General features: G+C 73.3%; 23 protein-coding genes and 3 tRNA genes. 5 read left to right on the top strand and 21 right to left on the bottom strand.

Going from position 1 to position 23,137, the window contains the following annotated elements; genetic code table 11:
• Positions 1 to 105 precede the first annotated feature (105 nt).
• Positions 106 to 975 carry an ion channel gene (locus ACH9D3_RS00240; RefSeq protein WP_396409419.1) on the bottom strand — a complete coding sequence of 290 codons (870 nt, stop codon included), beginning with the start codon at positions 973 to 975 and terminating at the stop codon, positions 106 to 108.
• A gap of 170 nt (positions 976 to 1,145) precedes the next feature.
• Here ACH9D3_RS00240 and ACH9D3_RS00235 point away from each other — a divergent pair, with 170 nt between their 5' ends.
• Together ACH9D3_RS00235 and ACH9D3_RS00230 are read left to right on the top strand one after the other, a co-directional pair.
• Complete coding sequence (locus tag ACH9D3_RS00235; RefSeq protein WP_396409418.1) at positions 1,146 to 2,393, top strand: cation:proton antiporter domain-containing protein; 1,248 nt, start codon at positions 1,146 to 1,148, stop codon at positions 2,391 to 2,393.
• A 45-nt stretch (positions 2,394 to 2,438) separates the two neighbouring features.
• Positions 2,439 to 2,984 carry a DUF421 domain-containing protein gene (locus ACH9D3_RS00230; protein WP_396400639.1) on the top strand — a complete coding sequence of 182 codons (546 nt, stop codon included), beginning with the start codon at positions 2,439 to 2,441 and terminating at the stop codon, positions 2,982 to 2,984.
• Positions 2,985 to 3,062: 78 nt separating this feature from the next.
• Here the strand turns inward: ACH9D3_RS00230 and ACH9D3_RS00225 are convergent, their stop codons facing one another.
• The 10 genes from ACH9D3_RS00225 to ACH9D3_RS00180 form a co-directional block, all read right to left on the bottom strand.
• Complete coding sequence (locus tag ACH9D3_RS00225; protein ID WP_396409417.1) at positions 3,063 to 3,470, bottom strand: four-helix bundle copper-binding protein; 408 nt, start codon at positions 3,468 to 3,470, stop codon at positions 3,063 to 3,065.
• A gap of 236 nt (positions 3,471 to 3,706) precedes the next feature.
• Complete coding sequence (locus ACH9D3_RS00220; RefSeq protein WP_396409416.1) at positions 3,707 to 3,901, bottom strand: DUF2795 domain-containing protein; 195 nt, start codon at positions 3,899 to 3,901, stop codon at positions 3,707 to 3,709.
• 125 nt (positions 3,902 to 4,026) lie between these two features.
• Positions 4,027 to 4,302: an SHOCT domain-containing protein gene (locus ACH9D3_RS00215; protein ID WP_396400642.1), complete on the bottom strand. Its 276-nt coding sequence runs from the start codon at positions 4,300 to 4,302 to the stop codon at positions 4,027 to 4,029.
• A 164-nt stretch (positions 4,303 to 4,466) separates the two neighbouring features.
• A complete protein-coding gene (locus tag ACH9D3_RS00210; RefSeq protein ID WP_396409415.1) occupies positions 4,467 to 5,225 on the bottom strand; it encodes an esterase/lipase family protein in 759 nt (252 codons plus the stop codon).
• On the bottom strand, positions 5,168 to 5,899 hold the full coding sequence (locus ACH9D3_RS00205) for an alpha/beta fold hydrolase (protein ID WP_396409414.1): 732 nt from the start codon (positions 5,897 to 5,899) through the stop codon (positions 5,168 to 5,170). The genes ACH9D3_RS00210 and ACH9D3_RS00205 overlap by 58 nt, the downstream gene beginning before the upstream one ends.
• A gap of 62 nt (positions 5,900 to 5,961) precedes the next feature.
• Positions 5,962 to 7,116, bottom strand: a complete 1,155-nt coding sequence (locus ACH9D3_RS00200) for a glutamate--cysteine ligase (RefSeq protein WP_396409413.1) — start codon at positions 7,114 to 7,116, stop codon at positions 5,962 to 5,964.
• Between the two features lie 160 nt (positions 7,117 to 7,276).
• The gene (locus ACH9D3_RS00195) at positions 7,277 to 7,552 is read right to left on the bottom strand and encodes an SHOCT domain-containing protein (protein ID WP_396409412.1); all 276 of its coding nucleotides are present in this window, start codon (positions 7,550 to 7,552) and stop codon (positions 7,277 to 7,279) included.
• Complete coding sequence (locus tag ACH9D3_RS00190) at positions 7,549 to 8,223, bottom strand: DUF305 domain-containing protein (protein WP_396409411.1); 675 nt, start codon at positions 8,221 to 8,223, stop codon at positions 7,549 to 7,551. Before ACH9D3_RS00190 ends, ACH9D3_RS00195 begins: the two co-directional genes overlap by 4 nt.
• A 10-nt stretch (positions 8,224 to 8,233) precedes the next feature.
• Positions 8,234 to 9,478 carry an ATP-binding protein gene (locus tag ACH9D3_RS00185; RefSeq protein WP_396409410.1) on the bottom strand — a complete coding sequence of 415 codons (1,245 nt, stop codon included), beginning with the start codon at positions 9,476 to 9,478 and terminating at the stop codon, positions 8,234 to 8,236.
• Positions 9,475 to 10,203 (bottom strand): response regulator, encoded by a 729-nt coding sequence (locus ACH9D3_RS00180; protein WP_396409409.1) that lies wholly within the window; start codon positions 10,201 to 10,203, stop codon positions 9,475 to 9,477. The genes ACH9D3_RS00185 and ACH9D3_RS00180 overlap by 4 nt, the downstream gene beginning before the upstream one ends.
• A 310-nt stretch (positions 10,204 to 10,513) precedes the next feature.
• On the opposite strand from ACH9D3_RS00180, the gene ACH9D3_RS00175 reads away from it, so the two are divergent.
• Both ACH9D3_RS00175 and ACH9D3_RS00170 read left to right on the top strand, forming a co-directional pair.
• Positions 10,514 to 11,758 (top strand): heparan-alpha-glucosaminide N-acetyltransferase domain-containing protein, encoded by a 1,245-nt coding sequence (locus ACH9D3_RS00175; RefSeq protein ID WP_396409408.1) that lies wholly within the window; start codon positions 10,514 to 10,516, stop codon positions 11,756 to 11,758.
• Between the two features lie 172 nt (positions 11,759 to 11,930).
• The gene (locus ACH9D3_RS00170) at positions 11,931 to 12,362 is read left to right on the top strand and encodes an OsmC family peroxiredoxin (protein ID WP_396409407.1); all 432 of its coding nucleotides are present in this window, start codon (positions 11,931 to 11,933) and stop codon (positions 12,360 to 12,362) included.
• Between the two features lie 221 nt (positions 12,363 to 12,583).
• On the opposite strand, the gene ACH9D3_RS00165 is transcribed toward ACH9D3_RS00170, so the two are convergent.
• Complete coding sequence (locus tag ACH9D3_RS00165) at positions 12,584 to 13,552, bottom strand: FAD-dependent oxidoreductase (protein WP_396409406.1); 969 nt, start codon at positions 13,550 to 13,552, stop codon at positions 12,584 to 12,586.
• A 312-nt stretch (positions 13,553 to 13,864) separates the two neighbouring features.
• On the opposite strand from ACH9D3_RS00165, the gene ACH9D3_RS00160 reads away from it, so the two are divergent.
• On the top strand, positions 13,865 to 15,301 hold the full coding sequence (locus ACH9D3_RS00160) for an alkaline phosphatase PhoX (protein ID WP_396409405.1): 1,437 nt from the start codon (positions 13,865 to 13,867) through the stop codon (positions 15,299 to 15,301).
• Positions 15,302 to 15,378: 77 nt separating this feature from the next.
• Here ACH9D3_RS00160 and ACH9D3_RS00155 read toward each other — a convergent pair.
• From ACH9D3_RS00155 to metG, 9 genes are all read right to left on the bottom strand, one after another.
• Positions 15,379 to 15,451: transfer RNA gene (locus tag ACH9D3_RS00155), tRNA-Glu, on the bottom strand.
• 159 nt (positions 15,452 to 15,610) lie between these two features.
• Positions 15,611 to 15,686 (bottom strand) — tRNA-Glu (locus ACH9D3_RS00150).
• A 22-nt stretch (positions 15,687 to 15,708) separates the two neighbouring features.
• Positions 15,709 to 15,780 (bottom strand) — tRNA-Gln (locus tag ACH9D3_RS00145).
• Positions 15,781 to 15,868: 88 nt separating this feature from the next.
• Positions 15,869 to 16,447 carry a cupin domain-containing protein gene (locus tag ACH9D3_RS00140; RefSeq protein WP_396409404.1) on the bottom strand — a complete coding sequence of 193 codons (579 nt, stop codon included), beginning with the start codon at positions 16,445 to 16,447 and terminating at the stop codon, positions 15,869 to 15,871.
• A 182-nt stretch (positions 16,448 to 16,629) separates the two neighbouring features.
• A complete protein-coding gene (gene gltX / locus ACH9D3_RS00135; RefSeq protein WP_396400655.1) occupies positions 16,630 to 18,138 on the bottom strand; it encodes a glutamate--tRNA ligase in 1,509 nt (502 codons plus the stop codon).
• Positions 18,139 to 18,263: 125 nt separating this feature from the next.
• The gene (locus tag ACH9D3_RS00130; RefSeq protein WP_396400656.1) at positions 18,264 to 19,037 is read right to left on the bottom strand and encodes a fumarylacetoacetate hydrolase family protein; all 774 of its coding nucleotides are present in this window, start codon (positions 19,035 to 19,037) and stop codon (positions 18,264 to 18,266) included.
• Positions 19,038 to 19,122: 85 nt separating this feature from the next.
• The gene (locus tag ACH9D3_RS00125; RefSeq protein ID WP_396400657.1) at positions 19,123 to 20,232 is read right to left on the bottom strand and encodes a branched-chain amino acid aminotransferase; all 1,110 of its coding nucleotides are present in this window, start codon (positions 20,230 to 20,232) and stop codon (positions 19,123 to 19,125) included.
• 97 nt (positions 20,233 to 20,329) lie between these two features.
• On the bottom strand, positions 20,330 to 21,406 hold the full coding sequence (locus tag ACH9D3_RS00120; protein ID WP_396409403.1) for a 3-isopropylmalate dehydrogenase: 1,077 nt from the start codon (positions 21,404 to 21,406) through the stop codon (positions 20,330 to 20,332).
• A 79-nt stretch (positions 21,407 to 21,485) separates the two neighbouring features.
• Positions 21,486 to 23,048 (bottom strand): methionine--tRNA ligase, encoded by a 1,563-nt coding sequence (gene metG, locus ACH9D3_RS00115; protein ID WP_396409402.1) that lies wholly within the window; start codon positions 23,046 to 23,048, stop codon positions 21,486 to 21,488.
• Between the last annotated feature and the right edge of the window lie 89 nt (positions 23,049 to 23,137).

The following is a 23,137-nucleotide window of genomic DNA, read 5'->3' as shown; positions in this document are numbered from 1 at the left end:
CGCGGTCCACCCGCCGGCACGGCCGGGAGGGGCAGGTCCGAGGCCGAGGCCGCCCCGGCACGCGCGTCCTGCCGTGGACCCGCTCGGGCCCCGTCCCGGCTCCGGTCAGCGGCCGGTGTCCCGCAGGTGGTCCGCCGCATAGGCCGCGAAGACCTCCTCGGGGCCCTCCCCTGAGACGACGAAGTCCTCGCGCAGCGTGGCGCCGAGCTGCTCGAGGGCCAGGCCCAGGCGCCGGGCGCTCGTCCGCACCCGAGGTGAGGACGCCCCGGCGGCCCGGTCGCGCAGCTCGAGCGCGTAGGACAGGTGCCGGGCCAGCGACAGACTCGGGTCCTCCTCCTGGAAGTAGTACGTCTCGCCGTGCTGGGTGAAGTCGATCCGGGCCTTGGCCACCTCCGCGGCCAGGCCGTCGAGCACGCGCGTGGCCGTCACCGGGTCCTCCTGGGCGATGCCCGCGGCGTAGTCGACCTCGGCGAGGAACTTCAGCTCGAGGGCCAGCGACCGGCGGCGGGACAGGGGCGGATAGATCTGGGTGAACCAGGTCAGGGCGGCCGTGAGCAGGGCGAACCCCGTCAGCGCCTCCAGGGGGGTGGCCAGCCGGATCCAGGGGTCGGTGGCCACGACGTCCCCGAAGCCCAGGGTCGCCAGGGTGACGAGCGAGATGTAGAGGGCGTCGACGGGGTCGGGGTAGTTCAGCGGGTCCACCCCCGGCGAGTAGGTGAACCCCTCGGGGACGTGCGGCAGGTAGACCAGGGCCCAGCCGACCCCCTGCAGCACCACCCACAGGACGACCACCGTGACCATCGACCCCGGGCCCACGGCGGATCCGAAGCGGTGCCCGGTGCGCCGGGAGATCCACCAGACGCCCGACTGCACCCTGCCGCCGATGGCGCCCGTGCCACTGGGGTGCAGCAGGCTGTGGTACATGTCCCACAGGCCGATCACGACGACCGCGATTCCCAGCAGTGTCAGCAGCACGTCCACGTCGTCGTTCCGTTCCTGTCGGTGACCGGTTTCTCCGGGCGACCCTACCGTCTCCCGGGCGGGCCGCCCCGGTCTTGCCCGCAGGACCGTCAGCAGGGTTACGGTGGGGTCGGGCGCCTGCCGGACGGGCACCGCTCTCCCCGGCCAGCAGCGGAAGGACACGCATGGACATCGACCTGGTGCTGGCGCTGTTCGCCGGGGCCCTGCTGGTGTTCGCGGCGTTCTCCACCGTCCTGCAGCGGGCGAGCCTGCCCGGTCCGCTGCTCTGCCTGGGCTTCGGGGTGCTGATCGGGCCCCACGTCCTGGGCCTGCTGCGGACGGAGGACTTCGGGGCACCCCCGGGCACCCTGCTGGAGCAGGCCGCACGCGTCACCCTGGCCGTGGGACTGGCCGGGGTCGCGCTGCGCCTGCCGCACGGCTACTGGCGGAGCGGAGCGCGCTGGATCGCGGTGGTCATCGGTCTCGGCATGGCGCTCATGCTCGTCGTGGCCACCGGGGTGCTCTGGTGGGGGCTGGGGGCACCCTTCCTCGTGGCGCTGCTCGTCGGGGCGGTCATCACCCCGACCGACCCGGTGGTCACCACCCCGGTCGTCACCGGGTCCCTGGCCGAGGAGCGGATCCCCGGGCGGGTCCGGCACAACCTCTCGGCCGAGAGCGGGATCAACGACGGACTCGCCTATCTCTTCGTCCTGCTGCCGGTGCTGCTGCTGACGGAGCCGGACCGGGCGTGGCACGAGCTGCTGGCCACGGTCCTGCTCCGGGAGGTGCTGGGCGCCGCGGCCTTCGGCGCGCTGAGCGGATACCTGCTGGGCCGGCTCTTCGTGCTCGTGCGGGAGCACGGCCTCATGGAGGACAGCTCCTACCTGGCGTTCGTGGTACCGCTGGCCCTGGTCGTGCTGGGTGCCGGCGGGCTCCTGGGCACCGACTCGCTCCTGGCCGTCTTCGTGGCCGTCGCCGTCTTCGGGCAGGTCATCCCCCAGCGGGACGAGGCACAGGAGGACAAGGTCCACGACGCCGTGGCCCGGCTGTTCCTGCTCCCCGTGTTCGTCCTCCTCGGCCTGGCGCTCCCGGTCGCCGAGTGGGCGCGGCTGGGCTGGGCGCCGCCCGTGGTCCTCGGTGCCGCGCTGCTGCTGCGCCGCCTCGTCGCCCTGTGGGCCCTCCGCCCGCTGCTGCGCGGCGTCCACGACCGCTCCGAGACGTTCTTCCTGAGCTGGTTCGGGCCGATCGGCATCTCCGCGCTGTTCTACGCCGCCCTCGCCGAGCGGCGCACCGGAAATCCCGACGTCCTCGCCCACACCACCCTGGCCATCACCCTGTCCGTGCTGATCCACGGCCTGTCCACCGCCCCCCTGAGCGCCTGGCTCCGGCACCGGGAGCGGGCGCGGAAACGACAAGAGGAGATCGTCCCATGAGCGCATCCCGCACCGTCCCCGTCCCCCGTCCGGGAGGTGGTCGTCGTGTGGTTTGACGGCTGGCCCCAGGTCATGCGCATCGTCCTGGTCGGCGCCGCGGCCTACGCCGCGCTGATCGTGTGCCTCCGGATCTCCGGCAAGCGCACCCTCGCGCAGCTCAACGTCTTCGACTTCATCGTGACCGTGGCCCTGGGCTCCACGCTGGCGACCGTCTTCCTCAACACCGACGTGTCCTGGGCGGAGGGCGTCACGGCGTTCGCGCTCCTGGCCGGGCTGCAGATGCTCGTGGCCTGGGTCTCGACCCGGTGGCCGCGGGTGCGGGGGCTCTTCACCTCGCGGCCCGCCCTGCTGCTCGCGCACGGCGAGATCCGCTACGACGCCCTGCACCGCAACCGGCTCACCGAGTCGGAGCTGCGCCAGGCCGTGCGCATGCAGGGCACGGGCGACCTCTCCCAGGTGGCGGCGGTCGTGCTCGAGACCAACGGCAAGCTCAGCGTCATCACGTCGGGCAAGTACGGCGACGGGACCGCGCTCGAGGACATCCGGGGCATCGAGGCCCTGGGCGACGACGACCGGCGGAGGCCTGCCTAAGCGGGCGCCCGGGCGACGTGGGCGGAGCGCGAGGGGCCGGNGTCCGACGGACCGGCCCCTCGCGCTGCGCCGTCGCGCTCAGCCGAGGACGGCGAGGAGGTCGGCGCAGGCCTGCTCGCAGCGGCGGCAGGCCTCGGCGCAGACCCGGCAGTGCTCGTGCATGCTCGCGTGCTCCCCGCACTCGTCGCCGCAGGCCCTGCAGGCGGTCCGGCAGGCCTCGAGCACCGCGCGGGTGACGTCGGCGTTGTTGCCGGTCTGCCGCGAGAGCACGTTGCCGGTGGTCGCGCAGACGTCCGCGCAGTCGAGGTTCTTGCGGATGCACGTGGTCAGCTCCGCGACCGTGTCCTCCGCCAGACAGGCGTCGGCGCAGGCGGTGCAGGTCTGGGCGCACTCGAAGCACGCCGCGATGCACTCGGCCAGCTTCTGCTGGTCGATGTTCCCCAGGTCCTTCGGGTAGGTGTCGAGCATCGAGGTCACGTGGGTCATGATGTCGCTCCTTCGTCCGATCGTCGGCCGGGTGCCACCGGCCGCTCGTTCTGCGGTGTCGGCTCGGACGCGGGGCCGGCCGCGCCGCACACGACCGACAGTAACCTTTTGGTTCCACCGGGTGAACCCCGCGGTCCTGAAGATTCGGTGAAGCCCGCGGCCCGGCGGCGGACCCCGCGGCACGAGGGCCGCCGCCGTGCCGCGCTCGCCGCCCGGGCAGGCGGGCCGTGCGCGGACTACTCGCCGAAGACGGCCTCGGTGACGTGCGTGGGCTTCTCGTACTGCTGGTCCGGGAGGTTCCGCAGCGCCTCGAGGACCGAGTCGTCCGCGCCGGAGGACTGGGCCTTCTGCACGATCTCGTCCTTGCCGACCGGGTAGTCCAGGCCGCTGAGGTGCTTCTGCAGCTCGATGGGGTTGGGCTTCTCGGACATGGGTGCTCTCCTCGTCGTCACAGGGCGTCGTCCCGCCGGTGCGGCGAGATCCGGACGCGTCCAGTCTGTCAGCCTGCTTGCCGTTCGTCAGCCCCGTCCGCGCATCCGGCCCGGCCGCCGTCCGCTCACGGGCCGGGGCGGCCCTCCTGCTCGAGCAGCCGCAGCCGCTCCCGGTACTCCTCCTCGGTGAGCTCTCCGGCGGCATGGCGTTCGAGCAGCCCGTCACGGGCCCGGCGCAGTCCGAGCCGGGTGCGGCTCCGGCGCCCCCACCGGGTGTTCTGCGCGTAGCGGGCCACGAGCCAGCGGACGCCCCGCGTCGTGGCCCACACCGCGGCGGCGCCGAGCAGCGCCCAGGACACCACTTCCCAGCCCTGGAAGGGCGTCAGTCCCAGATCGACCACGGTCCCCACCCGTCCCTCCGACGTCGTCGGCCGTCCCCGCCTCCGGAGCCCCGCCGCAGGCGCGGCCGGTGGCGTGAGAGTAGCAGGCGCCTCCGACGCCCCGACGGACCGGTCAGGACGGACCAGGCCGGATCAGGACCGAGTGCCCCGGGCACGGGAGGGACTCAGCGGACGAACGTGCCGATCGCCTCCAGGATCGCCGCGTGCACGCGGGGATCGCTCAGGGGCCGGAAGTGCCCGCGCGTGCCGAGCCGGACGTTGCGCGCCCCCTCGAGCCGGCTGCCGCCCGGGATGTGGGGGTCGAACCGGCCGTAGACGGACACGATGCGCCGGTCGACCTCCCGGTTGGTCGTCAGCGCGGTGAGCTCCGGGGAGTGCGGCAGGAACACCCGCAGCGCCGGCAGGGGCAGCAGGCGCGCGAGCTCGGAGCCGGTGAAGGGGGTGTGGACGGCGACGAGGCCGTGGATCACGGTCCGCTCGTTGTGGTGGGCCAGGAGGTACTTGCCGATGAGACCGCCCTTGCTGTGCGCCACCAGCACGCAGCGCTCCAGCCCCTCCCCGCGGATGTGGGCGTCGACCAGCGCCGCCATCTCCTCGATGGTCCCGGTGTTGAACCTGAGGTCCTCGACCACGTGGACGTCGTGGCCGTGCTCCCGCAGCAGCCCGGCCACCGGGAGCATGAAGGTCCACGACTCGTAGATCCCGGGGATCAGCACGACCGGCGGTCTGCCCGGCTCCGACGGGCCCCGGTAGTGGGCGGGGTCCCAGCGGCCGAGGAACCCGGCGAGCTGCCACCGGAGCGCATAGGCGTAGTCCAGGCCCCACGCGGCGAGATCCGCCCCCGCCTCGCGCAGCCGGGGCGGGATCACCGCGGGCCTCCCGCACGGGGACCGGGCCGGCAGGCCGCGAGGAAGGGTGCGCACGCCGCCGCGAGCTCCTCCGGGTGCGTGTGCTGGACGTTGTGCGGCGCGCCGGGGATCTCCAGGAAACGGGCGTCGGGGGCGGCCCGGGCCAGCCGGAGCGCCCAGTCCTGCCGGGCGATGAGGTCGTGGGCGCCGCGCACGACCAGACCGGGGGAGGCACAGCCCCTGATGTCCTCCTCGATCCGGTCGTGCAGCATGTGCCGGACCGTGCGCAGATAGCGGAGGGGTCCCATCCGGAGGTAGTCGCGGACGACGAGGGCGTTGGTCCGCGGGGGTTCGCGCAGGGTGTCCCGCAGCAACCGCCACCCGAGACCGAGGGGACCGCGTGCGCCGGGGTCCACGGTCGGACCGACCAGGACGTAGCCGGAGCACAGTCCCGGATGGTCCTTGACCGTGTCCACGACGACCTGGCAGCCCATCGAGTGGCCCGCGACGACGGGCGCCTCCAGTCCCAGCGCCCGCACGGTCGCCGCGACCACGCCGCCGAGCTCGGGCACGTCCAGCGGGCGGGCCGGCCGGGGAGCGGTCCCGTAGCCCGGCAGGTCGAGGGCGTACACGTCGTGGGTGGCCGCGAGTGCCGCCGCGAGGCGCAGGAAGTACTCCCCGGACATCCCGAGGCCGTGCACGAGCAGCACCGGGGCCGCCCCGGGGGTCGGCGCGAAGGTCCCCCGCACGTCCACCGTGTGCGCTCCGGCCTCCAGACGCCGCCGCGCCAGTCCGGGGTGCGGCCGGACCCTCACCGGTGGGTCGCCTCGAGGGCCATGCGGACGACGTCGCGCGGGTCCTGCCGCGCGGCGAAGGCCTCGCGCTGCCACCGGGCGCCGGATCCGTCCCGCAGGACGGCGTCCACCACCGTCTCCAGGCGCTCGGTCTCGCCCCACTCCGCGAGCACGGGGCGCACCAGGGCGAGCAGCTCGGCCACGACCTCCCGGGCCGGGGCGGGGCCGCCGGTGGAAGGGCTGATCAGGGCGTCCTCGACACCGGCCATGCTGGCCTGCCAGGACCAGGCCCGCAGCTGCGCCGCGCTCACCGTCGGGGGCGGGAGGTCCGCCCGCCACTGCCGCGCGGCGGTCTCGACCAGCGCCCTGGCGAGGGCTGCCAGCACTCCGGCCTGCTCCGCGTCCAGGCACACGTCGGCGATCCGGACCTCGACCGTGGGGTAGCGGGCGGAGAGCCGGGCGTCGAAGTAGAGCATGCCGGGGTCCAGGGGCACCCCGGTGCGCAGCAGGGCCTCGCGCTGCCGGTCGTGCTCCGCGGCCGAGCCGAAGACCTCGTTCGGACCGGTGGTGGGCCACCGCACCCAGGCCTGGTACCGGAAGCTGCTGAAACCGGTGTCCTGGCCGTACCAGAACGGGGAGTTGGCGCTCAGCGCGAGGAGCACGGGCAGCCACGCGCGGATGCGGTCGAGCACGGCCACGCCTTCCTCGCGGCTGCCGACGCCCACGTGGACGTGGAGGCCGCAGGTCAGCTGCTCGGCGGCGATCAGGCCGAAGCGCCGCTGGAGCCACCGGAAGCGAGGCGTGGGCACGACGTGGGCCCGGCCCGCCGCGACCGGCGAGGCGAGGGCGACGGCCCGCGCACCCACGGCGCGGGCGGCGGTGTCGGCCAGTTCGCGGCCCCGCCGGATCGCGGCGACCTGATCGGCGAGACCGGTCAGCGGAGGGCCCGCGACCTCGATCTGCTCCTGCTGCAGTTCCGTGGTGACCTGGTGGGCCGGTGCCGGGCCGGAGGAGTGATCTGCGGCGTGCGCGCGCACGGCGTCCTCGCCGGCAGCGGCCGTCGCCAGTGTGGCGGCGTCCACGAGGAGAAGCTCCTCCTCCACGCCGAAGGTGCGAGTGGGACCGGCGGACCCTGCGGGGGTCGGGTGCGGGGAAACGGTGATCACCACCATCCGGGACGGACTGGATCGGTGCGGACGGGCGCGGTGGCAGGTCCTTCCGCCGTCGCGGGGGGATCCCTGCTCACCTGGGAGCGTAGCACCGGGGTGCCGCCGGGCCGACCGGGCCCGCCGGCCGCGCCCGGGGCCGGCAGCCTGCGGCGGGTCGGCGGACTCACCGTCCGCCCTCCTCCAGGTTTCGCAGCCGCTCGCGGTACTCCTCGATGCTGATCTCCCCGCGGGCGTAGCGCTCCTCGAGGATCTCCCGGGACCGGCGCGGACCCGGTTCCGTCGGCGGCGCGGCGGTCCCGCCCCGTCCGGTCCGCCCGTCCCGGCCACGGGTCGCCGCCTGCACGAGCACGAGCACCACGACGACCGTGCCCACGACCAGCAGGAGCCAGAAAAGCCACATCCAGCCCATGCCCCCGCCCATGCCGTCGCCCCACATCATGATCCGCCCAGCTCCCGACGCATGGTGTCCATCTCGGCGATCTCCGCCTCCTGGGCCGCCACGATCTGCCGAGCCAGCTCGAGCGCCTGCGGATTCGTCCCGTCCTCGGCCTGGTCCCGGGCCATGTCGATCGCTCCCTCGTGGTGGACGGTCATCTGCTCCAGGTACAGCTCAGCGGCCTCGAGGCCCTCCTCCGCCTCCCGGAGCTGGTTCATGCCCTGCTCATCGACCATGCCGGTGCCGTGGCCGCCGTGCTCCGCCGCGGCGGCGTCCGGGGTGGCCGGGGCGTCCCACGCGGCGAGCATGGCGCGCATCTGCTCCATCTCGGGCTGCTGCGTGTCGACGACCCGCTCGGCGAGGTCGCGCACCTCGCCGGGCACGAGGTCCTTGCCCAGCAGGATCTCGCTCAGCTGCACGGCCTGCTCGTGGTGCGGGATCATCATCTGCGCGAACATCACGTCCGCGTCGTTGTGCTCTGCCGCGATCTCCGCGGCGGCGCCGGAGGCCTGCGCCGCCGTGGCGGGGGCAGCAGGGCTCGCACTGTCGGTGACGGGGGCGGCGGGGCTCGCGCTGTCCGAGGCGGCGCCGTCGGACTCCTGCCCGGTGGTGCAGCCGGCGAGCGCGAGGGCGGTGCACAGGGCGAGCGCGGAGAGAGTGGTGGGGCGGGTCATGCGGAGCTCCTCAGGTGGTCGGGCGAGCAGTGGGGTGGGCAGTGGGGCGGACGGTGGAGTGGCTGGCGTGCTGGGTGGTGGACGTGCCGTCCGGTGGCGCGGCCGCGCTCCGGGCCGGTCCGGCCGGGTGGGCCTCGGCCCCGGGCACCACCAGCTGGAACACCGATCCCCCGCCGGGACCGGGCGAGGCGGCCGTCAGCGTGCCCCCGTGGGCCTCGACGAGGGCGCGGGAGATGGTCAGGCCGATGCCGGAGCCCCCGTGGTCGCGGTCCCGGGCGGTGTCCCCGCGGTAGAAGCGTTCGAAGACGTGCGGGAGCTGCTCCGGCGCCATGCCCTCACCCGTGTCGGCGACCCGGATGAGCACGTCCCCGGCGGGGTCCGCGGACGCGGCGAGCTCCACCGTCCCGCCGGAGGGGGTGTGCCGCAGGGCGTTGGAGAGGAGGTTGCCCAGCACCTGCCCCATGCGCTGCCGGTCCACGAGCACCGTCCCCGCGTCACCGGCCCGTCCGGCGGGGTCCGCCTCGACGCGCAGGGACACGCCCTTGTCGGCGTAGGCCTCCCGCACGGCGTCGGCGGACGAACGGAGCAGCCCGAGCACGGGGACGGGCTCGCGCTCGAGGACCATGCGCCCCTCCTCGGCACGGGAGACGTCGTCGATGTCCTCGACCAGCCGGGTGAGCCGGGCGAGCTGCTCGCCCATGACGGCGCCGACGGCTCCGTCGAACTCGGCGACGCCGTCCTCGAGGCCCTCGAGGTACACCGCCAGCACGGCGACCGGCGTGCGCAGCTCGTGGGCGAGGTCGGAGAGCATCCGCCGCCGGACGTCCTCGGTGCGCTCGAGCCGGGCGGCCATCGTGTTGAAGGACTCCGCGAGGGCGTCGGCCTCCGCACCGGCTCCCATCGGCGGGACCCGGGTCCCGTAGCGGCCGCCGGCCATGTCCTCGGCCGCACGGGTGAGCTCCGTGAGCGGGCGCCGGAGCCGGCGGGCGAAGGAGGCCGACACGGCGGACGCGCAGAGCAGCGCCGTCAGCAGGGCGACCCCGAGCGTCCAGAGACTGGCGTCGCGGTAGGCCCGCTCCACGTGGACGAGCTGGGAGGACCCCGGTTCCACGCCCGCCCGCAGCAGGTGCTCGTGGAACAGCGGCGGACCCGCCACGGAGGCCACGACCGCCGCGGCGAGCACGCCCGCGACCACCACGAGCAGCTGGGCCAGCAGGAAGCGCGCGGCCAGACCGCGTGCGCGCGGCGCTCTCACCGCCGCACCATGCGATAGCCGACGCCGCGCACGGTGTCGACCCAGCGGGGGTCCGCGGGGTCGTCGCCGATCTTGCGGCGCACGTGACCGATGTGGACGTCCACGATGTGCTCGTCACCCACCCAGGCCGGGTCCCACACGACGTCGATGAGGCGCCGGCGGGACATCGCCTCGTGCGGACGCACGGCCAGGGCGGCCAGCAGGTCGAACTCGGTGCGGGTCAGGGCCACCGGCGCCCCGCCCACCCGCACCTGACGGCCGGCGACGTCCACCTCGAGGTCGCCGTACACGCGCGGCGCCTCGGGACGCACCGGGGCGCCCCCGGTGCGGGGGCGCCGCATGACCGCCTGCACCCGGGCCACGAGCTCCCGCACGCTGAACGGCTTGACGATGTAGTCGTCGGCACCGACCGCCAGGCCGGCGAGCCTGTCCTCCTCGTCGCCCCGCGCCGTCAGCATCAGCACGTAGCACTCGGAGGACGACCGGATCCGCCGGCACACCTCGATCCCGTCCAGCCCGGGCAGGCCCAGGTCCAGGACCACGACGTCGGGCCGCTCCGTCCGGACGGCCGCCACGGCGCCGGGACCGGTGTGCTCCTGGGCGACCTCGTAGCCGGCCCGCACCAGGTAGGACGCGACCATCGCCGCGAGTGCCTTCTCGTCGTCCACCACCAGCACCCGCCCGGCCGGCCGGATGGAGTCGTCGTCGTCGACACGGATGTCCATGCCCCCAGTCTCTCCCCGCCGCACCCGCCCGGACCGCCGAGCCGGCCTCCGGGGGCGGATCTTCGTCAAATCTTGAGCCGGCGCACCACCCGTGCCCGCGGTCCGCTCGCGGTCCGGCCGGCGGCCGGCGCCCGGTCCCCCGGCCGCCGGATGAACAGCGGGCTCCCGCGCACCGGGTGGTGCAGCAGGTCGTCGGGCGCAACGTTGCCCCGGCGACCGGCGCGGATGCGAAGATTGTCGGCAGTGCACACGACATCCGGAGCACCGCCGCACGGCGGGGCCGGGGATGAGGAACAGGACGGCGGGACACATGGACGACCACCCCACGAGAGACCGGGCCGCGGAGACCACGGGCGGGTTCGACCCCCGCCGGTCGGCCGGACGGCTGGTCGCCGTCGACGCCGCGCGCGGCCTGGCTCTCGTCGGTCTGACAGCCGTCCACTTCCTGCCCGACTCCTACCCCGAGAACGACCGGCCCACGCTGTCCTGGCTGCTGTTCGCCGGGGACTCCGCGGCGCTGTTCGCCCTGCTGGCGGGCGTGGGGCTCGCCTTCTCCACCGGCGGCCGCAGACCCCGCAAGGGCCGGGACCTGACCGCCGACCGTGCCGGGATCGTCGTGCGGGCCCTGCTGATCATGGCGGTCGGCCTGACGATCGGCTACCTGATGCCGGAGGTCCCTCCGGCCGTCAACATCCTCGTCCACTACGGACTGTTCTTCCTGCTCGCGCTGCCGTTCCTGGCCCTGCGGGCGCGGACCCTGCTCCTGTGCGCGGGCGCCTTCCTGCTCGCCGGACCTCTCCTGATCCATTGGCTGGGCGACATGGTGCCCGAGCACACCTCCGCCAATCCGACCTTCGCGCACGTGGTCACCGAGCCGGTCGCGCTGTTCTGGCAGCTGACGCTGACCGGCACGTACCCGGCCGTGACGTACATGGCGTACGTGCTCGCCGGACTGGCACTCGGCCGGCTCAACCTGAAGAGCCTGCGCCTGCAGACCCGGCTCCTGGCCGCTGGCCTCGGACTCGCGGCCCTCGCCAAACTCGTCTCCTGGGTGCTCCTCTACGGCCTGGACGGCTACAACGTCCTGCTGTACAGCATCGTGACGCTGACCCGGGCGGATCTCGACCACATCATCGTCTTCGGCGCCTACGGACCGCTGCCCACCACCACCCTGTGGTGGCAGGTCCTCTCCGCCCCGCACACCAACACGACCCTCTCGGTCGCCTGGAGCCTGGGCGTGAGCCTCGCCGTGCTCGCCGCCTTCCTGCTCGCCGCCCGCGAGTTCGGCAAGTGGCTGCTGCCCCTCACGGCCATGGGTGCGATGACGCTCACGCTGTACTCGGGCCAGCTGGTCCTGCTCTCCACCGAGGTCCACTACGGCAGCCCCCTGCTCTGGTTCGTGGCCTGCCTCGTCGTCTCCGCCCTCGTGGCCCTCGCCTGGCGGCACGCCTTCGGGCGGGGACCGCTGGAGCGGGTCGTGTCCATGGCCGCGCACGCGACGACCCGGGCGGTCGCCGACCGGGGTTCGCCGCGCGGCCCGGACACCTCTCGGTAGTCCTGCGGGCGGCGGGGCCCGGGGGGACGGCTGCCCCCGGCCCCCCGTCACGCTGACCGCGGAAACACGCCCCCGGGAGGACGCACCCCTCCCAGCATCCGCTAGCGTGACAGCAGCGCCGACCGGCGCCGGCAGGTGGATCGCCCGCCCGCCGTGGACCTCAGGAGGAACCATGCCGAAACCCGTCGTCAGCAGGGCCAGCACCGTCTGGACCGGCGATCTCTTCACCGGATCGGGCAGCACCAGCCTCAACGGCTCGGGCCTGGGCCCCTTCGACGTCGACTGGAGCACGCGCGCGGAGGACGGCGCCGGTCCCAGGACGAGTCCCGAGGAGCTCCTGGCCTCCGCGCACGCCACCTGCTACTCCATGGCGCTGTCCAACATGCTCGCGCAGAACGACACCCCGCCGACCCGGCTGGACTCCTCCGCCGAAGTCACCTTCGTGGCCGGCGAGGGCATCACGGCGATCGGGCTCACCGTCGAGGCACAGGTCGAGAACATCTCCGCGGAGGACTTCGACCGCATCGCCGAGGAGGCCAAGACAGGCTGCCCGGTCTCGCAGGCCCTGTCCGTGGACATCACGCTGAACGCCTCGCTGCTCTGAGTCCGGCGCGCCGGCCCGGACAGCACCCGGCCCGGGTGCTCACCCTTCTGGGTGCACTCCGGGCCGGCGGCTCCGGCCCGGCGCAGCCCGGTCCCGGGGAACCGGCCGACGGGACCGGGCGCACCGCAGGGCCCCGTGCCGGCAGGTGGCCCCGGATGACGACGCCCGACCCGGCGCACTGCCGCGGCACGCCGGCGGTGACGACGCGGCGGACCTGCCCGTCAGCTCCCCCGGTGCACGGCGAGGGCACGGCCGAGGTCCTCGGCCAGCAGGTCGGTGTTGATGGCCGTGCCGGTCTTGAGCCCGGCGGCCGCCGCGGCGAGAACCTGGGCGTGGAGGTCCGTGACGTTGCCCGCCACGTAGAGCCCCGGCACGTCCGTGCCTCCCGTGGGCGCCGAGGGCACGTAGCTGCCGACGACATGGCCCTTCTCCTCCTCCTGGGCCGTGCCCAGGCCGAGGGAGTCGATGAGACCGGACCGGACGGTGAAGCGCGGCACGACGACCACGGCGCGGCACGGCACGACCCCACCGGAGGCCAGGCGCAGTCCGGTGATCCGGTCCTCGGTCACCTGCACCTCCGACACCTCGCCCGCCACGCACGCGACGCCGAGAGCCGCCAGCTGCTCACGCTCCTCGTCGTCCGGGTCAGGGGCCGTGTGCTGGACGAACGTCACGTCGTCGCTCCACTGCCGGAACAGCTGTGCCTGCTGCACGGCCGTGGGACCCGTGCCCAGCACGGCCAGCGGCAGATCCCGCCACTCCCAGCCGTGGCAGTACGGACAGTGGACGACGTCGTGGCCCCACCGCCGCGCCAGGCCGGGGACGTCGGGGAGCTCGTCGGTCAGACCGGTCGTGATCAGCACCCGCCGTGCCCGCACGGACCGACCGTCGCCGAGGGCCAGGACGAACCGGCCGTCGACGGCGTCGTCGTCGTCGACCCGCGCGGAGACGACGGTGCCGTCCACGATGTCGGCCCCGTAGCCGGCGACCTCGGCACGGCCGTCGGCGAGCAGCGCACCGGGGGCGTCACCGTCCCGGCCGAGGTAGTCGTGCACGTGCTCGGCAGGGTCGTTGCGGGGGTTGCCGGCGTCCACCACGAGCACCGTGCGCCGGGCACGGGCCAGGCACAGGGCGCCCGCGAGGCCCGCCGGTCCGCCGCCGACGACGACCACGTCGTAGCTCTCGTCCATGGTGCTCTCCTTCGTCCCGCGAGGTGGCCCGGTGGCCGTCGTCCACCGGGTACCGGCGCCAGGTATGCACGGTCCGGGCACGATGTGCGGCCCCGCTCTCCCACCGGTGGTTTTTGGCCGGGTCGGCCCCGGCGACGGTCCTGCCAAGGTAGCAGTCGCACGAACACAATGTAAGCGTGCTTAGTGACCGGCGCTTAACACGGCCCCCGTCACCCGACGTCACCGGTTCCCCGCCGGGCCGGCCGTCACTAGGCTGGTCAGGGCAGAACGGTCGCGCCGTGCCGGCCACCGCCCCGTCCGAGGAACCGGTCCATGTCATCTCCCCTGTCCCGCCGGGGCTTCCTCGGCGCCGGCGCCCTGGGCCTCGCGGTCGCCGGTCTCGGCGGTCTGACGTCGTGCGGCCGCGTCGAGCACCCCACGACCCGTGCGGCCGTCGGCTACGGCCGGCTGCTCGAGGACCCCGACGGCATCCTCGCCCTGCCGCGCGGCTTCTCCTACACGGTGCTGGCCCGGTCCGGCGAGACCCCGACCTCCGACGGGTCGCACCCGTCCGACCCGGACGGCATGGGTGTCTTCGACGGCCCCGGGGGCGGCAGCATCCTGATCTGCAATCACGAGAACAACGGCTCGGAGCCGCACGCGGTCCCCACGGTCGACGGACTCACCTACGACCCGGGGGCTTCCGGCGGCACGTCCACCCTGGTCGTCGACGCGGCGGGCCGCCGAGTGTCGCAGTACACGTCGCTGGCCGGGACGGTCAACAACTGCGCCGGCGGCGTCACCCCCTGGGGAACGTGGTTGAGCTGCGAGGAGACGAGCGCGCGGGCCGGCGAGGACGGCTGCACCAAGGACCACGGCTACGTGTTCGAGGTGGACCCGGACAGCCGCGGCGCCAACCTCGGCAGGTCCCCGGTCCCCCTGAGGTTCCTGGGGCGCTTCTCGCACGAGGCCGTGGCCGTCGACCCGTCGACCACCCGGATCTATCTGACCGAGGACGCCGGCGGCCCCAGCGGTCTCTACTTCCGCTGGACTCCTCCGCCGGGGTTCGTCCCGGGCCGGGGCGCGCTGCGCGAACTCGCGGAGGCGACGGGCGGTGACGTCGCCGGCCGGCTGCAGGCCATGCGGTGCTCCGAGGAGGGGACGGTCGTGCGGGACCTGTCCGAGGCGACGAGCGTGGGGACCCGCTACGACGTCCGGTGGATCGACGTCCCCGACCGCGACGGTCAGGACAGGTCGGTGCGCCGGCAGTTGAGCGACGATGCCATCACCCGCGCCCACAAGCTCGAAGGGCAGTGGTGGGGTGACGACGGGGTCTACTTCGTCTCCAGCTATGCGGACCTTCCGGACGGATCGGGGAAGGACGGCGACGCCCACGAGGCACTGCACGACCACAACGGCCAGGTGTGGTTCTACGATCCCGTCTCCGAGACCGTCACACTGACCGTGCTCTTCGGGGTCAGGGAGGACCCGGACCTGGAGATGCGCTTCGAGCGGCCGGACAACATCACGATCTCGCCCCAGGGCGGACTGATGCTCGCCGAGGACGGTGACGGGACCAGCCACCTCGTCGGGGTGACCGATCGGGGACGCGCCTACGCCCTCGCGCGCAACGACTACAACGAGTCCGAGTTCTGCGGCACCACGTTCTCCCGGAACGGCGAGATCCTGTTCGTCAACATCCAGCAACCGGGGTTCACCCTCGCGATCGCGGGCCCCTGGGGCGGACCGACCCACGAGCCGGCCGCGTGATGTCCGGGAGGCACGTGTCCGGGCGCCGGAACGGGGACGTCCCCCGGACCGTGCGGTCCGGGGGACGTCCTGTGCGGTGACCCCAGCGGGATTCGAACCCGCGTTACCGCCGTGAGAGGGCGGCGTACTAGGCCGCTATACGATGGGGCCGAGCCGGTCCGGTCGGCGGATTCCCGCCACCGGCCTCGTACACTGTACCAGCTCCAGGAGACCGCCCCGACCACCGTGCGGACGACGCAGCGCCCCGGATGACCGTGGCCGGGTACGCGAAGAACCCCCGGACCGTGCGGTCCGGGGGTTCTTCTGCGGTGGTGACCCCAGCGGGATTCGAACCCGCGTTACCGCCGTGAGAGGGCGGCGTACTAGGCCGCTATACGATGGGGCCCTACTGTTCCGAGGGAGCAGCGCTGGGATACCAGGACTCGAACCTAGAATGACGGTACCAGAAACCGTAGTGTTGCCAATTACACCATATCCCACTGTCCGCGTCGGTCCGTCGGTTTCCCGCTCCGACCGGCGCAACGCAAAAGAACTATACCGGCCTTCCGGCGGAGCGGCAAATCGGCGTCACCCGCAGTAGCGGTCCTCGAGCTCCCGGTCGAGGCCCCGGCGGCGGGCGATGCCGGCCAGTGCCCGGACCAGCGGCCCCAGCCAGCGGTAGAGTCCCGGCAGGTTGATGTCCGTCCACTGGATCAGCAGGGCCGTGCGCAACAGGCTCCTCGGCCGGCCGTCCCGACGGGCTCGTCCGTCCCGGGCCAGCCCGTACAGGGCGACCAGGCCCTTCTCGAAGCCTTCGTGGGCGGGACGCACCTCCACGACGAAGCGCGCCGGCTGCCCGGACGGGTTCTTCCAGCGGAACAGGTGCTCCTCCGGCACGTCGACCTCGCCGCCGGCACCGAGGTCCCGCACCACGTGTCCCACCTGGGTCCGCAGCACGCCCTCCAGGACGTGCAGGCGCAGCCCGAACCGGCGGTGGTAGTGGGGGATCACCTCTCCCCCGGGTTCCACCTCCACGTGCAGCAGAGCATGCTCGCCACTCGTCTCGGCGCCCGTGCGCAACCAGGTGATGGTGTCCCGCTGCACCGGGTTCCGGTGCTGCGGACGCCCCCGGCGCAGCTCGTCGATCCGGTCGTCGCTCCAGTCCATGGTGATCACCCCCGGTGCCCAGATTACGCCGGAGGGACCCGGTCGCGCCCGCATGACGTCCACGACGACGGTCCGTGGCCGCCGCGGCGGCCACGGACCGCCGCCACCGGCGGTGCGGGAACCCGGCCGGACCGGGCGGGTGCGCAGCGGAGCAGGGTGCCCAGCGGAGCGGGGAAGAGTGCTCAGCCGAGCTCGGCGGCGAGCGCTCGCAGGCGGTGCAGGGACGAGTCCTTGCCGAGGATCTCGAGGGACTCGAACAGCGGCGGGGAGATCCTCCGGCCGGAGACGGCGGTGCGGACGGGGCCGAAGGCCAGCCGCGGCTTGATGCCCAGGCCGTCCACGATCGCCTCGCGCAGCGCGGCCTCCAGCGCGGGCGCGCTCCAGTCCTCGAGCGGTTCCAGGGCGCCGAGCGCCGCCTCGAGGACGTCGCCGGCGGAGTCCTTGAGCTGCTTGCGGGCGTCGTCGGCGACCTCGATCTCGTCGTCGCCGAGGAAGAGGAAGGACAGCAGCTCGGGCGCCTCGCCGAGCAGGTTCATCCGTTCCTGGACCAGCGGAGCGGCCCGGTCGAGGATCTCCTGCCGGCGCGCGTCCACGGTCTCCCCCAGCACCCCGGCGGCCTGCAGGTACGGGACGAGCCGGTCGCGGAAGTCGTCCGGCTCGAGCCGGCGGACGTGGGTGCCGTTGATCGCGGTGGCCTTCTTGAGGTCGAACCGGGCCGGGTTCGCCAGGACGTCGTGGACGTCGAAGTGCGCCACGAGCTGCTCCACCGTGAAGACGTCCTCGTCCGCGGACAGGGACCAGCCCAGCAGGGCCAAATAGTTCAGCAGGCCCTCGGGGACGAAGCCGCTGTCCCGGAGGTGGAAGAGGCTCGATTCTGGGTCCCGCTTCGACAGCTTCTTGTTGCCCTCGCCCATCACGTAGGGCAGGTGACCGTACTCGGGCACGTACTTCGCGAAGCCGATCTCCACGAGGACACGGAACAGGGCGATCTGGCGCGGTGTCGAGGACAGCAGGTCCTCGCCGCGCAGCACGTGGGTGATCTCCATCAGGGCGTCGTCCACGGGGTTGGTCAGCGTGTAGAGCGGCTGGCCGTTGGCGCGCACCACGACGTAGTCCGGGATGGACCCGGCCCTGAACACGATCTCGCCGCGGATCATGTCGTGGACCACGATGTCCTCGTCCGGCATCCGCAGCCGCAGCACCGGCTCACGGCCCTCGGACCGGAACGCCGCGATCTGCTCGGCGGTCAGATCGCGGTCGTAGTTGTCGTAGCCGAGCTTGGGGTCGCGGCCGGCCGCCCGGTGCCGGGCCTCGACCTCCTCCGGAGTGGAGTAGGCCTCGTAGACCGCCCCGTGCTCCCGCAGCCGGGCGGCGACGTCCCGGTAGACGTCCAGGCGCTGGGACTGCCGGTACGGGGCGTGCGGGCCGCCGGTCTCCACGCCCTCGTCCCAGTCGATGCCGAGCCACGCCAGCGCCTCGAGGAGCTGCTGGTAGCTCTCCTCGGAGTCCCGCTGGGTGTCCGTGTCCTCGACGCGGAACACCATCGTCCCGCCCGTGTGCCGGGCGTGGGCCCAGTTGAACAGCGCGGTGCGGATGAGCCCCACGTGCGGGGTGCCCGTCGGCGAGGGGCAGAAGCGCACGCGAACGGGCGCGGTGGGGACGGTGGCCGGGGGAACGGGCTCTGCAGTCATGGCTCTCTCGTGGATCCGGGTCGGGGTCTGGGTCGTGCTGCTGGATCGTGACGCTGGGTCGTGCCGCCGGGTCGTGGCGGAGCCGGGCACCGCGCTCGCGCGGAGGGGCCGGGGAAGCCGCCGGGTCAGCGGCGCAGGACGGTCGGCAGGACGCCGACGCCCTCGACCTCCACCTCGATCCGGTCGCCCTCGTCCACGATGCCGACGCCGGCGGGCGTCCCGGTGAGGATGACGTCGCCGGGCAGCAGCGTGAACGCCTGGGAGATGTAGGAGACGAGGAACGGGACGTCGAAGACCATGTCCCGGGTGCTGCCGTCCTGCTTGGTCTCGCCGTTGACGCGGCTGCGCACCGCGAGGGCCGAGGTGTCGAGGTCCGTCTCGATCCACGGTCCCAGCGGGCAGGCGCCGTCGAAGCCCTTGGCACGGGCCCACTGGCCGTCGGTCCGCTGCACGTCGCGTCCGGTGAGGTCGTTGGCGGCGGTGTAGCCGAACACCACCTCGGGCACGCGCTCCACCGGGACGTCCTTGCACATCCGCCCGATCACGACGGCGAGCTCCGCCTCGTAGGAGACCTGCTCGGTCCACGCGGGCAGGGTCACGGGGTCGCCGGGACCGGCCACGGACGTGTTGGGCTTGAGGAACAGCATCGGGGAGGTGGGCAGTTCGTTGCCCATCTCCGCCGCGTGGTCGGCGTAGTTGCGGCCGACGCACACGATCTTGGACCGCGGGATCACCGGGGCCAGGAGGCGGACGTCGGCGATCGCGTGGTGCTGCTCGGTGGGGTTGATCCCGGTGTAGAAGGGGTCGCCCGCGAGGACCGTGACGGTCTCCTCGCCGGGGGCACCCCGGACCGCGCCGAAGTGGATCTCGTTGTCGACCGTGAACCTGGCAATTCGCATGGGTCCAGGCTATCCCACGGCCTGGGGCGGGCCGTGCGGCCCCCGGCGGGGACCGCACGGCCGACGCGCCGGGCGCTGCCGGTGCTCAGACCAGGCGGGTCAGCCAGCCGTGCGGGTCCTCGGCACGGCCCGTCTGGATCTCCAGGAGCTGCTTGCGGATGTCCATGGTGACCTCGCCCGGCCGGGCGCCCTCGTCGCCGATGACCTCCTCGGCGGAGACGAGCCGGCCGATGGGCGTGATGACGGCGGCGGTCCCGCACGCGAACGCCTCCGTGATCGTCCCGGCCCGCCACCCCTCCCGCCACTCGTCGAGGGTGAAGCGGCGCTCCTCGACGCTCAGCCCGCGGTCCTTCGCGAGCTGGATGATCGAGCGCCGGGTGACGCCCTCGAGGATCGTGCCGGTGAGCTCGGGGGTCACCAGGCGGCCGTCCTCGTGGACGAAGAACACGTTCATGCCGCCCAGCTCCTCGACGGCGTCCCCGCGGTCCCGGTCCAGGAACATGACCTGCTGGCAGCCGTGGGCGTCGCCCTCCAGCTGGGCGACCAGGGAGGCCGCGTAGTTGCCGCCGCACTTGGCCGCGCCCGTGCCGCCGCGGCCGGCCCGGGCGTAGTCCCGGGAGAGCCAGATGTCCACGGGCTTCACGGGCCCGCCGAAGTAGTTGCCGGCCGGGGAGGCGATCACCGAGAACAGGACCTCGCGGGCCGGCCGCACGCCCAGGAACGCCTCGGTGGCGATCATGAACGGCCGCAGGTACAGGGACTCGCCGTCCCCGTCCGGCACCCACTGCTCGTCCACCCGGACCAGCTCCCGCAGCGCGTCCAGGAACAGCTGCTCCGGCAGCTCCGGCAGCGCCAGGCGGCGGGCGGACCGGTTGAGCCGGTCGGCGTTGGCGTCGGCGCGGAACGTCCACACGGACCCGTCCGCGTGGCGGTAGGCCTTGAGGCCCTCGAAGATCTCCTGGCCGTAGTGCAGCACGGCCGCGGCGGGGTCCAGCACCAGGGGTCCGTAGGGCTCGATCCGGGGATCGCTCCAGCGCCCGGTCCCCCGCACGACGTCCCCGGACCAGTCGATCTTCACCATGTGGTCCGTGAAGGTCGTCCCGAAGCCCGGATCGGCGAGCACTGCCGTCCGCACCTCGTCGGGGACCGGGTCCTGGCTGAGGTGGTGGGCGAAGGTGGTGGGCTCTGTGGTCACTGCGTCTCCCTGCGAGGTCGACCCCGTGGCGACCGGCACGCGGGGCTCAGCTGTTGGTTCCGTGCCCAGCCTAACGCCGCGGCACGGGCGGGTCGGCTCAGGCGAGCGCGGCGAGCACGCCGTCGCCCACCTGGCCGGTGCTGCGGGGCTCGTCGCCGTGCGCGGCGAGGTCCTTCTCCACCGCGGCCTCGATCCGGGCGGCCAGCTCGGGGTGGCCGAGGTGGTCCAGCAGCATGGCCGTCGCGAGGATCGCCGCCACGGGGTTGGCCAGCTGCTGCCCGGCGATGTCCGGTGCGGAGCCGTGGACGGGCTCGAACATCGACGGCGCGGTGCGGTCGGCGTTGATGTTGCCGGCGGGGGCCAGGCCGATGCCGCCGGTCACGGCCCCGGCGAGGTCGGTGAGGATGTCCCCGAAGAGGTTGTCGGTGACGATGACGTCGAACCGCCCCGGGTCCGTGGTGAGGAAGATCGTGGCGGCGTCCACGTGCAGGTAGTCCACGGCGACACCGGGGAACTCGGCGCCGATCTCGTCGACGAGGCGTGCGTAGAGCCGGCCGGCGTTGACGAGCACGTTGTGCTTGTGCACCAGCGTCAGCTTCTTGCGCTCCCGGCCGGCGGCGAGCTCGAACGCGTAGCGCACGAGCCGGCGCACGCCGTGGGCGGTGTTGAGCGAGACCTCCGTGGCGATCTCGGCGTCGGTGCCGGCCCGCAGCACGCCCCCGTTGCCGGCGTAGGGGCCCTCGGTGCCCTCGCGCACCACCACGAAGTCGATGTCCCCCGGCGCCGCGAGCGGACTGGTGGTGCCCGGGTACAGCCGGGAGGGACGGAGGTTGACGTAGTGGTCGAGGCTGAAGCGCAGCTTCAGCAGGATGTCGCGCTCCAGGATGCCCGAGGGCACGCGCCGGTCGCCCGGGGCGGCCCCGACCGCGCCGAAGAGGATCGCGTCGTACGCACGCAGCTCCGCGAGCGTCTGCTCGGTGAGGGTCTCTCCCGTCGCCAGCCAGTGCTGCGCGCCGAGGCCGAACTCCTTCTTCTCCACGGTGACGCCGGCCGCGGAGGTCACGGCGTCGAGGACCTTCTCCGCCTCGGCCACGACCTCGGGGCCGATGCCGTCACCGGGGACGACGGCGATCTTCAGGTGGGCGGGGGCTGCTGCGGACGTCGACTGGGTCATGCCGCCAGGATAGGAGTGCCGTCCCGTTTCCGACCACGGATCGGACGGTCGTCTCACATCCCGGACGGAGCCCGGGGGCTCAGGCCTGCAGCGCCGCCGGCTCCTCGTAGCGGGGGAACACCGGTGCGGGCCGGGGCAGCCCGGTCCCGGGGACCAGGGGGGTGTCCAGGGCGGTGAACAGGCGGGCCTCGCCCTCGGCCTGGCCGAGCCCGTCGAGGAGCTTCGCGGCGGCGTCCGGCATCACCGGCTGCACGAGCACGCCGACCACGCGCACCACTTCGAGCGTCACCCAGAGCACGGTGGCCATCCGCGCGACGTCGGACTTGCGCAGCTTCCAGGGCTCCATGGCGGTGAAGTACCGGTTGGCCTCGGCGACCACCCGCCAGATCCGTTCGAGCGCCCGGTGGAACTGCTGCTCGTCGAACTCCGCGCGCACCGGCTCATAGAGCCCGGCCGCGGCGGCGAGCATGGCGCGGTCCTCGGGGGTGAGCTCCCCCGGCGCGGGGACCCGGCCCTCGCAGTTCTTGGCGACCATGGACAGCGAGCGCTGCGCGAGGTTGCCCAGGTCGTTGGCGAGGTCGGAGTTGATGCGGTTCTTGATCCCGTCGTGCGAGTAGCTGCCGTCCTGGCCGAACGGCACCTCGCGCAGCAGGAAGAAGCGCAGCGGGTCGAGACCGTACTCGGCGACGAGGGCGTGCGGGTCGATGACGTTGCCCACGGACTTGGACATCTTCTCGCCCTGGTTGAACAGGAACCCGTGGGCGAAGACGCGTCGGGGCAGGGGCAGCCCGGCGGACAGCAGGAACGCCGGCCAGTACACGGCGTGGAACCGGGCGATGTCCTTGCCGATCACGTGGGCGTCGGCCGGCCAGTACCGCCGGAACGTCCCGGAGCCGGTGTCGGGGAAGCCCACGCCCGTGAGGTAGTTGGTGAGGGCGTCCACCCACACGTACATCACGTGGTCCGGGTTCCCGGGCACGGGCACGCCCCAGTCGAAGGTGGTGCGGGAGATCGAGAGGTCCTCCAGGCCCGAGCGCACGAAGGAGGCGACCTCGTTGCGGCGGGTCTCGGGGAAGACGAACCCCTCCTGCTCGTAGAGGGCCAGCAGCCGGTCCTGGTAGGCGGACAGGCGGAAGAAGTAGGACTCCTCCTCGGTCCAGGTGACCTCGGTGCCGGTGCCCGTCGAGCACCGCACGCCGTCCGCGCGGACCTCGGTCTCGTCCTCGCCGTAGAACGCCTCGTCGCGCACGGAGTACCAGCCGGCGTACTTGCCGAGGTAGATGTCCCCGGCCTCCTCCATCCGCCGCCAGATGGCCGCCGACGCCGCGTAGTGGTCGGCGTCCGTGGTGCGGATGAAGCGGTCGTAGGAGATGTTCAGGGCGTCGTCCATGTCCCGGAAGCGCGCCGCGTTGCGGTCCGCGAGCTCCCGGGCGGTGAGGCCCTCCTTCTCCGCGGTCTGCTGCATCTTCTGGCCGTGCTCGTCGGTGCCGGTCAGGAAGCGGACGTCGTAGCCGTCCAGCCGCTTGAACCGGGCCATGACGTCGGTCGCGATGACCTCGTAGGCGTGCCCGATGTGCGGGGTGCCGTTGGGGTAGGCGATGGCCGTGGTGATGTAGTACGGGGTGCGGTCGGAGGAAGTCACGGCCTCCACTCTACCGACCACGGTGGTCTCGCGGGTCCCGGAGCATCGGTGCCACCATGGGGCGGACAGCGAGCACCGGATTTCCAGGA

Origin of the sequence: Kocuria kalidii, assembly GCF_044462225.1 — a bacterium.
Classification (GTDB): domain Bacteria; phylum Actinomycetota; class Actinomycetes; order Actinomycetales; family Micrococcaceae; genus Kocuria; species Kocuria kalidii.
The sequence above is the reverse complement of the archived record's forward strand: the minus strand, read 5'-3'. Positions and strand labels throughout refer to the sequence as shown.

Coding starts and splice junctions, on each gene's coding strand:
- ACH9D3_RS00235 (WP_396409418.1), top strand. CDS start 1,146: ATGGACATCGACCTGGTGCTGGCGCTGTTCGCCGGGGCCCTGCTGGTG.
- ACH9D3_RS00225 (WP_396409417.1), bottom strand. CDS start 3,470: ATGACCCACGTGACCTCGATGCTCGACACCTACCCGAAGGACCTGGGG.
- ACH9D3_RS00220 (WP_396409416.1), bottom strand. CDS start 3,901: ATGTCCGAGAAGCCCAACCCCATCGAGCTGCAGAAGCACCTCAGCGGC.
- ACH9D3_RS00200 (WP_396409413.1), bottom strand. CDS start 7,116: ATGGTGGTGATCACCGTTTCCCCGCACCCGACCCCCGCAGGGTCCGCC.
- ACH9D3_RS00195 (WP_396409412.1), bottom strand. CDS start 7,552: ATGATGTGGGGCGACGGCATGGGCGGGGGCATGGGCTGGATGTGGCTT.
- ACH9D3_RS00190 (WP_396409411.1), bottom strand. CDS start 8,223: ATGACCCGCCCCACCACTCTCTCCGCGCTCGCCCTGTGCACCGCCCTC.
- ACH9D3_RS00180 (WP_396409409.1), bottom strand. CDS start 10,203: ATGGACATCCGTGTCGACGACGACGACTCCATCCGGCCGGCCGGGCGG.
- ACH9D3_RS00175 (WP_396409408.1), top strand. CDS start 10,514: ATGGACGACCACCCCACGAGAGACCGGGCCGCGGAGACCACGGGCGGG.
- ACH9D3_RS00170 (WP_396409407.1), top strand. CDS start 11,931: ATGCCGAAACCCGTCGTCAGCAGGGCCAGCACCGTCTGGACCGGCGAT.
- ACH9D3_RS00165 (WP_396409406.1), bottom strand. CDS start 13,552: ATGGACGAGAGCTACGACGTGGTCGTCGTCGGCGGCGGACCGGCGGGC.
- ACH9D3_RS00160 (WP_396409405.1), top strand. CDS start 13,865: ATGTCATCTCCCCTGTCCCGCCGGGGCTTCCTCGGCGCCGGCGCCCTG.
- ACH9D3_RS00140 (WP_396409404.1), bottom strand. CDS start 16,447: ATGGACTGGAGCGACGACCGGATCGACGAGCTGCGCCGGGGGCGTCCG.
- gltX (WP_396400655.1), bottom strand. CDS start 18,138: ATGACTGCAGAGCCCGTTCCCCCGGCCACCGTCCCCACCGCGCCCGTT.
- ACH9D3_RS00130 (WP_396400656.1), bottom strand. CDS start 19,037: ATGCGAATTGCCAGGTTCACGGTCGACAACGAGATCCACTTCGGCGCG.
- ACH9D3_RS00120 (WP_396409403.1), bottom strand. CDS start 21,406: ATGACCCAGTCGACGTCCGCAGCAGCCCCCGCCCACCTGAAGATCGCC.